The sequence below is a fragment of the Streptomyces pinistramenti genome, from assembly GCF_020564935.1.
Taxonomy (GTDB): Bacteria; Actinomycetota; Actinomycetes; order Streptomycetales; family Streptomycetaceae; genus Streptomyces; species Streptomyces pinistramenti.
In genome coordinates this window covers 1-12,046 of sequence record NZ_JAJCXB010000103.1, presented here as the reverse complement: position 1 = coordinate 12,046, position 12,046 = coordinate 1, and the positions used below count along the sequence as shown (strand labels likewise).

The window sequence follows — 12,046 nt, the reverse complement described above, 5'->3', positions numbered from 1 at the left end:
ACGTGCAGGGCATCCCGGTCGGGGTCGGCGTAAACCGCTACGCTCCCGATCCCGGCGTCCCGGCATGCACGGGCAACGCGGACAGCGATTTCGCCACGGTTGGCGATGAGCACCTTGCGCACGTTGGCTCCCCCTCAACTCATCCACATACGGTCCTCGGCCCGGCACGCGGCTGCTCCCCGCGCACCGCACCGCTTCGTCCTTTTCAGCATGTGCGACACGGACCGTCCGCACACACCGGTCCGCTTCAGGGTCGTGTCAGCTCTTGGCGAAGATCGTGAAGAACGTCAGCACCACGGCATCTCCTCTCCGCACCGGGCCCCGGATACGCACGACGGTCCCCGGCCGGAGCCGTCACCCGACGTCCAGCGTCTCCGCCCCGCACGCCGATCCGGGTGCCGGCGGAATGAGGAGCCCGGCCGCGACCGCTTGGGTGACCGCGTCGAGCCGGGACACCGCGTCCAGCTTGCGGAAGGCGGCATGCAGGTGCCGTTTGACGGTGCCGGTGGTGATCCCCAGGCCGCTGGCGATCTGCTGGTTGGTCATCGCGGTGGCCACACCGCGCAGCACCTCGGTCTCACGGCGCGAGAGCGCGGGGACCGGCCTCTTGACGGCGTCCTGAACGGCCGCGGGCGCCAGCGAGCGCACGGCTGCGAGCAAGGCTGTCCAACCGGCGTCCCGCGGCAGGTAGTTGCGCAGCCCCGCCGCCTCCAGGGCCTGCCGGTCGACCACCGCGTTGCGCGAGGGCAGCGCGAGCACGGCCGAGCACGGCGAGAGGCGTCGCAGGGTACGCACCGTGCGGATGACAGCGCTCCACTTCGCCCATGGCTCCATGAGGACCACGTGGGGTTCGAGCGCTGCGGCCTTGCGCAAGGTCTCGTGCTCTCCCGCGGTCTGGCCCAGGACGCAGATGTCGGGCTGGGCCTGCAGCAGCTCCGTGAGCGCGTCGCGCAGCAACGCGGTCTCGCCGGCAATGAGGACGGTCATGTGGCGCATGGTTCCCCTTCGGCAGGTTGGACACCTCGTGTCGTTGCGCGTCTGGGTGGACGGAGGTGCGAAATGACGCCCGGCCGACCGGAGTTCACGCGGTCAGGAGCCGGCCGACGGGGCGGCCGCGTCTCGCCCGCCGCATCACTCGGGTAAATCCGGGTGGGTCCTGGCCCCCACTGCCGCGTAAGGCCGTTCACCGTCCCGCGCGGCGAGCGGAGGCCGAAGAGGGGATGCCCGCCGTCCGGCCCGGCAGGCGGGCGGAGAAGTCCTGGGCCGCCTCTTCAGTGGTCCGGTGCAACGTGAGCTGCGGCGGCGCGGTGTCGTGATGAGCGAGCATGCCTATCCCCCCGATCGGCACATACATTCACGTAAGGATAACGAGCGCCCACTGGCACTGCACAGGTGATCTGGCTAACTTCCCGCAATCACGCTGCCGGTCGAACTCTCCCACTGCGGACCACAATTGCCGCAAATCCAACGAAAGAAAAAGCCTTTGACACCAGGACAGGGGTCACGATAACGCCCGGGTGCAGCGACCTGACCAGGTATCACTCGACGGCCGGTCCAGCGTGGCCGCGGACGGGATTCCAGAGACTCTGCGCCGGCACTTGTCACGATGCCAGCAATCTTCACGCAGATTTCGAGGAACCGCGGTGGCCGGCCGTTCTCCGGTACTGCAAGAATCGGTGTCGCCCACAGACGGCTTGCACACGCCGCGACGATCCGCACTCGAATTACCCGGACATACGCCGTCGGCCGGATTCCGGTACCCCGGCCAACCCGCGAAAATCACGCGGTCTCACCGGTTCTTTCCGGGATTCCGGTGCTTATACAAAGCCGCTTCCACGGTTGAGCGTGATCGCGCCGGCGTTTCCGTCGGTTCTTCATCGATGTTCTGGAGGTATGCATGAGCAACGCGCAGCGCGTGGTGTTGATCAGTGGCGCCGGCCGAGGGATAGGTGCCGCGACTGCGCGGGAATTCGGGCGCCGTGGCTGCCACGTGATCGTCAATTACCTGAGCAACAGCGAAGCGGCCGCGGGAGTGGTCGAGGACATCGAGTCCACCGGCGGCACCGCGCAGGCCGTACCCGCCGACGTCTGTGACGCCGGACAGGTCGACGCCCTGGTCGACGGCGTGCTTGCCGAGCACGGCCGGATCGATGTCCTGGTGTGCAATGCCAACACCGCCGCGCCGCCGTACGTACCGTTCGCCTCGCTGCCCTGGGACGCCTTCGCCGCCAAGCTCACCGGGGAGCTGTCCGGCGTATATTTCCTGACGCAGCGTGTGCTGGCGGCCATGCAGCAGCAGCGCACGGGGCGGATCATCTTCGTATCGAGCACCGCCGCCGATGTGATCACCGGGAGCATCGCCCATTCCACCGCCACCGCCGCGCTCAACGTGTTCAGCCAGCAGGTGTCCGCCGAGGCCGCCCGGTACGGAGTCGCGGTGAACACCGTCGCATCGGGTGCGGCCAACACTGATGCGACGTCCTTCTTCCCCGAGGTCATCCGGCAGTACTTCGGTGAGCGCTCCGTGCACGGCAGGCTGCCCGAAGCCGCCGATCTGGGGCGCCTGATCGCCTTGGTGGGCGACGAGGGGTTCGCCGTGGCCACGGGGCAGGTGATCCGGGCCGACGACGGCTTCAATCTGCTCACCCAGCAGCTCGACGGGCCCGCAGCCCGTTTCGGCGGTTCCGCTGACCAGGGGGAATGACGCGGTCGCCGTGCATCTGCCGGTCGTGCGGCCGGTACGGCGCGCGGGCGGCACGGCGGCAAGGCCCGGGATCTCAAGCCCCGTCAGCGCACCCGCCCCCGCGCCTTCAGTGGTACCGCGGGGAGTTCGGGTGCGGGCAGTCGCGCGCCGTCGTAGCCGTGGACGGTGCCGAAGCGGGAGCCCGTCATCCAGTCGGTGCGGGCCTCTTCGATGTCCTGCTGGGTGCGGCCGATGAAGTTCCACCACATGAGCAGCTTCTCCTCGAAGGGCTCGCCGCCGAGGAGGAGCAGGCTGCTGTCGGACGAGGCCCGCAGGGGCAGTTCGCTGCGGCCGCAGCCGAGGTAGAGGAGGGCGCCGGGGGCGAGGCGGACGCCGTCGATGTCGGATTCGCCGGAGATGGTCAGCGCCGCGTACTCGAAGTCCGGGTCGAGGGGCAGCCGGGTGTCGGCGCCGGCCGCGAGGGTGAGGTCGGCGCCGACGAGCGGGGAGTACGTGGTGCCGGGCGAGGTGGCGCCGGCCAGTTCGCCGAGGATGACGGTGGCGGTCAGGCCGCCGCCGGTGATCACCGGCAGGTCGGTGTGGTGCTCGAACGCCGGGGCCGCGTTGCGGTGTTCGCCGGGGAGCGCGACCCACAGCTGGGCGCCGTGCAGCAGGGGTCCGTGGCCGTACGGGGATTCCTCGGAGTGGGCGATGGCCGGGCCGGAGGTCATCAGGCCCAGCTCGCGCGGGCGTACGGCCTGCAGGCTGCCGAGGCTGTCACGGTGCAACACCTCGCCCTCGCGCAGCCAGCTGACCGTCTGGAGGCCCATGTGCGGGTGCGGCGGCACCTGCATCCCGGGCTCGTCGGCGATGTCGTCGGGACCGTAGTGGTCCACGAAGCACCAGGCGCCGACCATCCGCCGGCCGAGGTTGGGCAGCAGCCTCCGGACGACCGTGCTCTCGCCGAGTGGCACCTGCTTGCCGGGCTGGACGTCGCGGACCGGGCCCGTACGGCCGTTCCCCCCGCACAGGTTGGCCGCGGGCTTGAGATCGAGGTTGCTCATACCGTCACGATATGCGCGGTCAGGCGTACAGCTCGCGCAGGCGTACGGACAGGCATGTCACGCAGCCCTCCAGCTTCTCGAACTCGCCGATGTCCACCACAACCGGCTCGTATCCCAGGTCGGCGAAGAGTTCCGCGCTCCTGGGCGCGTCGGCCGCCATCAGCAGCTTTCCGCCGCCGAGCAGGACGACGTGGGCGCCTGACGCCTCCGGGACGGGCAGGAAGCGCGGGAAGACGGCCGGGTCGTCGACCAGCGGCGGATGGCCGATGACCGTGCCGTCGGGCAGGGCGGTCACCGCTGACTTCAGGTGCAGCACCTTGCTGACCGGTACGGCGACCACGCGGGCGCCCAACGGCTCGAAGGCGGCGCGGAGCTGGCGTACGCCTTCGGCGTTGGTCCGGCCGCCGCGGCCGACGTGGACGGTGTCGCCGATCTTCAGCACGTCGCCGCCGTCGAGGGTGCCGGGCGCGCGGATCTCGCCTACGGAGCAGCCCAGCGCCTGCACGGCCGCCCGCGCCGCGTGGATTTCGGGCCTGCGGGACTCCGCGCCGGGGCGGGCCAGCAGCGCGACGTTGCGGAAGACGACCATGGTGTCCTCGACGAACACCGAGTCCGGGCAGTCGTCGGCGGCCGGCACCTCGGTGACCTGCCAGCCGTGGTCGCTCAGCGTCCGGACGTAGGTCTCCCACTGGCGCAGCGCCGACGCCGCGTCCACCGGCTTGCGGTCGATGTGGGTGACGAGCCCTTCGGCGAGGCGGGGGCCCGGGCGGCGGACGAGGGCGTGCCGGCTGGGCATACGGGGTTCTCCTGGGGCACTGGGTGCGGGCGGGGTGTCAGTCGTCCGTTTCGTAGGCCGCGCGCAGGGCGTCCTGGACGGCGGCGAGGGCGGCCTGCCGGTCCAGGCCCAGACGATGGGCCCGCCGGGCGTATGCGGCGGCGGCCGCGGCGGCTTCCTTGTCGGCGGCTTCGCCCGCGGCCGCGATGAAGCTGCCGTTGCGGCCGCGGGTCTCGATCACGCCGTCGGATTCCAGGGCCCGGTAGGACTTGGCGACGGTGTTGGCGGCCAGGCCCAGCTCGTCGGCGAGGCCGCGCACGGTCGGCAGCTTGTGGCCGACCGGCAGCAGGCCGGTCCTGGCCTGGTCCGCGATCTGGGCGCGTACCTGCTCGAACGGCGCGTCGGCCGCCTCCGGATCGATGATGATCTGTACGTGCTGCGGTGACACGGCGGGCGCTCCTGACGGTGGTGGTGCGCGGTTTGTGGCACCCATTGTGCGCCAGGAGCGGCCGCCGTGCCGATACCGGGGACGCCGGGAAACCGGCACGCCCGGGGGCGGCCCGCGCCCCTTGGAGGAGGCCGCCCGACGGGAGCCCGGGGTTCCCGGGCCCCGGCTCACAGGTCCAGGGACGTCCCCGTGGTGCGCAGCCAGGCGTCGAGACCCAGGATCAGTTCGGCGCCGGGGCGGATGTCGCTCGTCGCGCCGTCCGCGGTGGCCTGTGCGGCGGCGGCGCCGTCCAGCAGCGGCTGCACGGGGGCGTTCCGGTCGGCCGCCAGTTCCTTCAGTTCGGCGCGCAGGGCCTCGTTGTAGCGCGGGTCCTGGGTGCTGGGGTAGGGGCTCTTGACCCGGTCGGCCACCAGGTCGGGCAGCACGTCGCGGGTGGCGGCGCGCAGCAGCGACTTCTCGCGGCCGTCGAACGTCTTCATCGACCACGGGGTGTTGAAGACGTAGTCGACGAGGCGGTGGTCGCAGAACGGGACGCGGACCTCCAGGCCGACGGCCATGCTGGCCCGGTCCTTGCGGTCGAGGAGTACCTGCACGAAGCGGGTCAGGTGCAGATAGCTGATCTCGCGCATCCGGCGCTGGAGTCCGGTGTCGCTGTCCAGGTACGGGACTTCGGCGAGCGCCTCGCGGTAGCGGCGCTGCTCGTATCCCTTCAGGTCGAGCTTGTCGAGCAGGCCGTTGTCCAGCAGTGCCTCGCGAGTGGCGTTGCCGCCGGCGAACCGGCCCGAGACGCCGGCCGCGATCCAGGGGAAGGTGTCGGCATTGACGGCCTCGGGGTCGTGGAACCAGCGGTAGCCGCCGAACACCTCGTCGGCCGACTCGCCGGACAGCGCGACCGTCGACTGTTCGCGCACCGCCTTGAAGAGGAGGTAGAGCGAGGTGTCGCCGTCGCCGAAGCCGTTGGGCAGGTCGCGGGCGGCCAGGACGGCGGCGCGGTGGCCGGGGTCCATCAGGTCGGCGGTGTCCAGGACGATGTCGTGGTGGTCGGAGCCGACGTGCTCGGCCAGCGCGTGGGCGTACGGGCCGTCGGGGGTGCCGCGCAGGTCGTCGGCCTTGAAGTTCTCGGTGTAGCCGGTGAAGTCGACGGCGAACGAGCGGACCGGGCCGATGCCCTGGGCTGCCAGGGCGCGGGCGGACAGTGCCGTGATGGCGGACGAGTCGAGCCCGCCGGAGAGCAGCGTGCACAGCGGTACGTCGGCGATGAGCTGGCGGGCGACGATGTCGTCGAGCAGCTCGCGGATGTGCGCGACGGTGGTGTCGAGGTCGTCGGTGTGCTCCCGGGCTTCGAGCGCCCAGTAGCTCGTGGCGGACACGCCGTTGCGGTTGACGCGGACGAGGTGCCCCGGCCGCACCTCGTGCATGCCCTTGAAGACGCCGTGGCCCGGGGTCTTGGTGAAGGTGATCAGCTCGGCCAGGCCCTCGGCGTCGACGGCGGGGCGCACGGCCGGGTGGGCGTTGATCGCCTTGGGCTCGGAGCCGAAGAGCACTCCGTCGGACGTGGGGAAGTAGTAGAGCGGCTTGATGCCCATCCGGTCGCGTACGAGGAGGAGTTCCTCGGTCCGCGGATCCCACAGGGCGAAGGCGTACATGCCGTTCAGGCGCGCGGCGAACGCCTCGCCCCATTCCAGGTAGGCGTGCAGCACGACTTCGGTGTCACTGTTCGTACGGAACGCGTGCCCCAGGGTCTCCAACTCGGCCCGCAGCTCACGGTAGTTGTAGACCTCGCCGCTGTACGTGGTGACGATCAGGGTGCGGCCGTCGCGCTCGACGGACATGGGCTGCTTGCCGCCGTCGATGTCGATGACGGCGAGGCGGCGGTGGCCGAACGCGGCGTGGGTGTCGAGCCATATCCCGGCGGCGTCCGGGCCGCGGCAGGACATGGTCTCGGTCATGGCATCGAGGGTGGCGCGCTCGGTGGTGAGGTTACGGTCGTAGGAGATCCATCCGGTGATTCCGCACATGATCGCGGCTCCTCCTTTGTCGACGGCGGGCCGCCGCATCCCGGCTGCGGCCCGCAGTGATCACGGTACGCCCGGATAGTTGCAAGGGCCACCTATACCGGATCCGGACTGTCCGGAATGAGCCACCGCGCCTCCGCTCCCCGGGCAGCACACACGGCCCGCCCGGCTCACCGCCTCCCCCGCCACCCGGAAACAGGGAGGCACCGGGGCACGGCAGGGCGTACCGTCCGCACCCATGACACTCACCCTGCGCGACTTCCGGCCCTCCGACGCCAAGGCCGTCGCCGACCTGCGGCACGCCGTACTGCCCCACCTGATCTCCACCCCCCGAGGAATCTCCTGGCACGTCGCGAGCGCCGCTCCGGCGCAGCGGCTGCGGCTCTTCGTGGCCGTCCTGGACGGCCGGGTGGCGGGGTGCGTGATCAGCGGACTCGTCCACGACAGCAGCGTCCCCGGTCAGGCCGTCGCGACGCCCTGCGTACACCCGGGCCACCGGCGCGCGGGCATCGGCGGGGCACTGCTGAGCGCGGCCGAGGAGCATCTTGCCGCGGCCGGCGCCGAGCGGGTCTTCGCCTGGGCGAGCGACACGGCCGGTGCCCGCGCCTTCGCCGAGCGCCGCGGCTACCGCCGCACCCGCCCGGCCCGCTACCTCCGGCTCGGCCTGGCGGGCGCCGCGCTGCCGCCGCCCGGGGATCTGCCGCCCGGCGTCCGGCTGCACACCGGCGCGGACTTCGGCGCCGATCCGTACCCGCTGTTCCGCGCGGACGCCGAGGTGACGGCCGACGAACCGGGCGATGCCGCGCGCGACGCCATGGCGTACGAGGACTGGCTGCGGCACACCTGGGAGCACCCGGACAACGACCTGCAGCTCACGTCCGTGGTGACCGTCGACGGCGAGATCGCCGCCTTCAGCCTGGCCACCACCGACGGCATCGGCCGCTACTCCTCCGGCATGACCGGCACCCGGCGCGCGTTCCGCGGCCGTGGCCTGGCCCGGCTCGCCAAGACCGATTCACTGCGCCGCGCCCGGGACGCCGGCTGCACCGAGGCGCTCACCGGGAACGACGCCTCCAACGCCCCGATGGCGGCGATCAACCAGAGCCTCGGCTACCGGACCTGCGCCACGGAATGGCGCTGCGTCCGCGAGCCGGCGCGCGGCTGAATCCCGCCGTCCGCATATCCGGCGACAGGGGTACGTACAGGAGTGAAGTGGGCGGCTTGCGCTCCATGCGGCGTGCATACGGGTCCGCCCCGGCTGGAAGGCATCCCAGCCGGGGCGGAACGGGTGCCGGCACGGGGCGGGCGCCGGGTGGGCGCCCGCTCCCTGGCCGGCTGTGGCGGTGTCAGCCGAGGGTGGACAGCGCCTGGTTCAGCGTCTGCGACGGGCGCATGACGGCGACCGCCTTGGCCGCGTCGGGCTGGTAGTAGCCGCCGATGTCGACGGGCGAGCCCTGGACGGCGATCAGCTCGTCGACGATGGTCCGCTCCTGCTCGCCCAGGGTCTTGGCGAGCTGCGCGAACGCCTCGGCGAGCTGCGTGTCGTCGGTCTGCTTGGCCAGCTCCTGGGCCCAGTACAGCGCCAGGTAGAAGTGGCTGCCGCGGTTGTCGATGCCGCCCAGCTTGCGGCTCGGCGACTTGTCCTCGTTGAGGAAGGTGCCGGTCGCGCGGTCCAGGGTGTCGGCGAGGACCTGGGCGCGGGCGTTGCCGGTGGTCTGCGCGAGGTGCTCGAAGCTGACGGCCAGCGCGAGGAACTCGCCCAGGCTGTCCCAGCGCAGGTAGTTCTCCTTGACCAGCTGCTGGACGTGCTTGGGCGCGGAGCCGCCGGCGCCGGTCTCGAACAGGCCGCCGCCGTTCATCAGCGGGACGACGGAGAGCATCTTGGCGCTGGTGCCCAGCTCCAGGATGGGGAACAGGTCCGTCAGGTAGTCGCGCAGGACGTTGCCGGTGACCGAGATGGTGTTCTCGCCGCGGCGGATGCGCTCCAGGGAAAACGCGGTCGCCGCCTCCGGGGTCATGATCTCGATGGTCAGACCGTCGGTGTCGTGGTCGGCGAGGTACGTCTTGACCTTGGCGATCAGCTGCGCGTCGTGGGCGCGGCCCTCGTCGAGCCAGAACACGGCCGGGTCGCCGGTCGCGCGGGCGCGGGTGACAGCGAGCTTGACCCAGTCCTGGATCGGCAGGTCCTTGGTCTGGCACATGCGGAACACGTCGCCGGCGCTGACGACCTGCTCCAGGACGACGTTGCCGGCCTGGTCGAGGGCGCGCACGGTGCCGGTGGTGGGGATCTCGAAGGTCTTGTCGTGGCTGCCGTACTCCTCGGCCTTCTGCGCCATCAGACCGACGTTGGGCACCGAGCCCATGGTCGCCGGGTCGAAGGCGCCGTTGGCGCGGCAGTCGTCGATGACGACCTGGTAGACGCCGGCGTAGCTGCTGTCGGGGATGACGGCGAGGGTGTCGGCCTCGTTGCCGTCCGGGCCCCACATGTGGCCGGAGGTGCGGATCATGGCCGGCATGGACGCGTCGACGATGACATCGCTGGGCACGTGCAGGTTGGTGATGCCGCGGTCGGAGTCGACCATCGCCAGCTCCGGGCCCTCGGCCAGCTCGGCCTCGAAGGACGCCTTGACGGCCGCACCCTCGGGCAGCTCCTCGACACCCTTGAGGATGCCACCGAGGCCGTCGTTCGGGGTCAGCCCGGCCTTGGCGAGCACGTCGCCGTACTCGGCGAAGGTCTTCGGGAAGAAGGCTCGCACGACGTGGCCGAAGATGATCGGGTCGGAGACCTTCATCATCGTGGCCTTCAGGTGCACCGAGAACAGCACGCCGTCGGACTTGGCGCGGGCCACCTGCGCGGCGAAGAACTCGCGCAGCGCCGCCACCCGCATCACCGACGCGTCGACGACCTCGCCGGCCAGCACCGGTACCGACTCGCGCAGCACGGTGGTGGAGCCGTCGTCACCGGTCAGCTCGATGCGCAGGGCACCGTCCTCGGCGATGACCGTGGACTTCTCCGTGGAACGGAAGTCGTCGACGCCCATGGTCGCGACGTTCGTCTTCGAGTCCGCGGTCCAGGCGCCCATGCGGTGCGGGTGCGCCTTGGCGTAGTTCTTGACCGACGCGGGGGCGCGGCGGTCGGAGTTGCCCTCGCGCAGGACCGGGTTGACGGCGCTGCCCTTGACCTTGTCGTAACGCGCGCGGACGTCCTTGTCCTCGTCGGTCTTCGGGTCGTCCGGGTAGTCGGGAAGCGCGTAGCCCTGCTCCTGGAGCTCGGCGACGGCCGCCTTGAGCTGGGGGATCGAGGCCGAGATGTTCGGCAGCTTGATGATGTTGGCGCCCGGCGTCTTGGCCAGCTTGCCCAGCTCGGCGAGGGCGTCGTCGATGCGCTGGTCCTCCCGGAGGCGCTCGGGGAAGCTCGCGATGATCCGGCCCGCGAGGGAGATGTCGCGGGTCTCCACAGCGACTCCGGTCATCGAGGCGTAGGCCTCGATGACCGGCAGGAACGAGTAGGTCGCCAGGGCCGGCGCCTCGTCGGTGTGGGTATAGATGATGGTCGAGTCAGTCACCGGGTGCTCCGCTCCACGTCTGCAACATTGCTTGACGTCAAGATATCTCGTGACCGGCCCTCGTTCGACAGGGCCCTGCCCCCAGCGGCACCGCAGTCAGGTCACCGAGGCCCGCCGCCGCGGGCGGAACCTGTGCCCCCGCTTAGAGCCGCCTTAACGGCGCCATAAGGATCCGCCCGAGCGCTCGTTCCGCCCCGGATTCGCTGGTGGGCGTGGTTAGCGTGCTGCTCGCAGGGCGGGCACGGACCTCGGCGGTGTGCTCCCGGACCGGCCGGGCCGCTCGCATCCCGACCCCCCACCGCGCCCGCCTTGCACCAGACACCAGGCACACCTGAACCTCAAGGAGACCTGCACGATGACCGCTCGTCGCAAGGCCACCGGGATCGCGCTGACCGGCCTCGCCCCGCTCGCCCTCACCGTCCTGTCGGCGGCGCCTGCGGCCGCGCACGGATCGATGGCGGACCCGGTCAGCCGGGTCTCGGCCTGTTTCGCCGAAGGCCCGGAGAGCCCGCGGTCCGCCGCCTGCAAGGCCGCCGTCCAGGCCGGTGGCGCCCAGGCGTTCTACGACTGGAACGAGGTCAACATCCCCGACGCGGGCGGCCGCTCGAAGGAGATCATCCCGGACGGGAGACTGTGCAGCGCGGGGCGTGACAAGTACAAGGGGCTGGATCTGCCGCGCGCCGACTGGCCCGCGTCCCCGCTCACGGCCGGCCCCCACACCTTCCGCTACAAGGCCACCGCCCCGCACAAGGGCACCTTCCAGCTCTACCTCACCAAGCGGGGCTACGACCCGGCGAAGCCGCTGACCTGGTCGGACCTGGAGTCCACGCCGTTCGCCGAGGCCACGAACCCGGAGCTGAGGAACGGCGACTACGTCTTCGACGGCAAGGTGCCGGCCAGGAAGGGCCGCCAGCTCGTCTTCAGCATCTGGCAGCGCTCGGACAGCCCCGAGGCGTTCTACAGCTGCTCGGACGTCGTGTTCGGCAAGGACGCCGCGGGCCGGGCGGGTGGCGCGGCGGCCGGGGCCCAGGCGCCCACCGACACCCAGATCGCCGCCGGCACCGGCCGGTCGACCGTCGACCATCACGGCCACGGCGGCACGGGCGGCACCGGCACCGGCACCGGCACCGGGCACGAACACCCCGCCGGCGCCCACAAGATGACGCACGACGACGGCGCGGACAACGGCGCGGCCCCGGCCGCGGACGGCAACGCTGCGCGGACCGACGGCGGCGGCGCGCGGCCGTCGGACGGGCAGCGGCTGGCCGAGACCGGTGGCGACACCACGGCCGCGCCGCTCGCGATCGGCGGCACCGCGGTGCTCGCCGCGGGCGCCGCGTTCCTGTTCACCGCCAACCACCGCAGGGCGGTCCGCCGCCGCGGCTGACGCGCCGCGGCCCACAGGCCCCGGGCTGCGGCCCGGTCCGCCGGGCGCCGACTGCGCCGGTCCCGGCAGCGTGCCCGCCGCCCCGTGCCGGGGGCGGCCGGCCACGTC

10 protein-coding genes are annotated in these 12,046 nt (G+C 71.6%); 3 read left to right on the top strand and 7 right to left on the bottom strand.

Features of this window, described 5'->3' with window-relative positions:
* A partial coding sequence (locus LIU39_RS33900; protein ID WP_227049863.1) for a biotin carboxylase N-terminal domain-containing protein occupies window positions 1-122 on the bottom strand: 122 nt, incomplete at its 3' end.
* 232 nt (window positions 123-354) lie between these two features.
* Window positions 355-987: a response regulator transcription factor gene (locus LIU39_RS33895; protein ID WP_227050825.1), complete on the bottom strand. Its 633-nt coding sequence runs from the start codon at window positions 985-987 to the stop codon at window positions 355-357.
* A 910-nt stretch (window positions 988-1,897) separates the two neighbouring features.
* Here LIU39_RS33895 and LIU39_RS33890 point away from each other — a divergent pair.
* Window positions 1,898-2,704 carry an SDR family NAD(P)-dependent oxidoreductase gene (locus LIU39_RS33890; protein ID WP_227050824.1) on the top strand — a complete coding sequence of 269 codons (807 nt, stop codon included), beginning with the start codon at window positions 1,898-1,900 and terminating at the stop codon, window positions 2,702-2,704.
* 83 nt (window positions 2,705-2,787) lie between these two features.
* Here LIU39_RS33890 and LIU39_RS33885 read toward each other — a convergent pair whose 3' ends face one another.
* The 4 genes from LIU39_RS33885 to asnB form a co-directional block, all read right to left on the bottom strand.
* Window positions 2,788-3,747, bottom strand: a complete 960-nt coding sequence (locus LIU39_RS33885; protein WP_227050823.1) for a pirin family protein — start codon at window positions 3,745-3,747, stop codon at window positions 2,788-2,790.
* A 19-nt stretch (window positions 3,748-3,766) separates the two neighbouring features.
* Window positions 3,767-4,543: a dimethylargininase gene (gene ddaH, locus LIU39_RS33880; RefSeq protein ID WP_227050822.1), complete on the bottom strand. Its 777-nt coding sequence runs from the start codon at window positions 4,541-4,543 to the stop codon at window positions 3,767-3,769.
* A 37-nt stretch (window positions 4,544-4,580) separates the two neighbouring features.
* Window positions 4,581-4,970 (bottom strand): GntR family transcriptional regulator, encoded by a 390-nt coding sequence (locus tag LIU39_RS33875; protein WP_227050821.1) that lies wholly within the window; start codon window positions 4,968-4,970, stop codon window positions 4,581-4,583.
* A 167-nt stretch (window positions 4,971-5,137) separates the two neighbouring features.
* A complete protein-coding gene (gene asnB, locus LIU39_RS33870) occupies window positions 5,138-6,988 on the bottom strand; it encodes an asparagine synthase (glutamine-hydrolyzing) (RefSeq protein WP_227050820.1) in 1,851 nt (616 codons plus the stop codon).
* Window positions 6,989-7,223: 235 nt separating this feature from the next.
* Between asnB and LIU39_RS33865 the strand changes: the two genes are divergently transcribed.
* Window positions 7,224-8,150 (top strand): GNAT family N-acetyltransferase, encoded by a 927-nt coding sequence (locus tag LIU39_RS33865; RefSeq protein ID WP_227050819.1) that lies wholly within the window; start codon window positions 7,224-7,226, stop codon window positions 8,148-8,150.
* A 181-nt stretch (window positions 8,151-8,331) separates the two neighbouring features.
* On the opposite strand, the gene LIU39_RS33860 is transcribed toward LIU39_RS33865, so the two are convergent.
* The gene (locus tag LIU39_RS33860; protein WP_227050818.1) at window positions 8,332-10,551 is read right to left on the bottom strand and encodes an NADP-dependent isocitrate dehydrogenase; all 2,220 of its coding nucleotides are present in this window, start codon (window positions 10,549-10,551) and stop codon (window positions 8,332-8,334) included.
* A 355-nt stretch (window positions 10,552-10,906) separates the two neighbouring features.
* Between LIU39_RS33860 and LIU39_RS33855 the strand changes: the two genes are divergently transcribed.
* The gene (locus LIU39_RS33855) at window positions 10,907-11,938 is read left to right on the top strand and encodes a lytic polysaccharide monooxygenase auxiliary activity family 9 protein (RefSeq protein ID WP_227050817.1); all 1,032 of its coding nucleotides are present in this window, start codon (window positions 10,907-10,909) and stop codon (window positions 11,936-11,938) included.
* The last annotated feature ends 108 nt before the right edge of the window (window positions 11,939-12,046 follow it).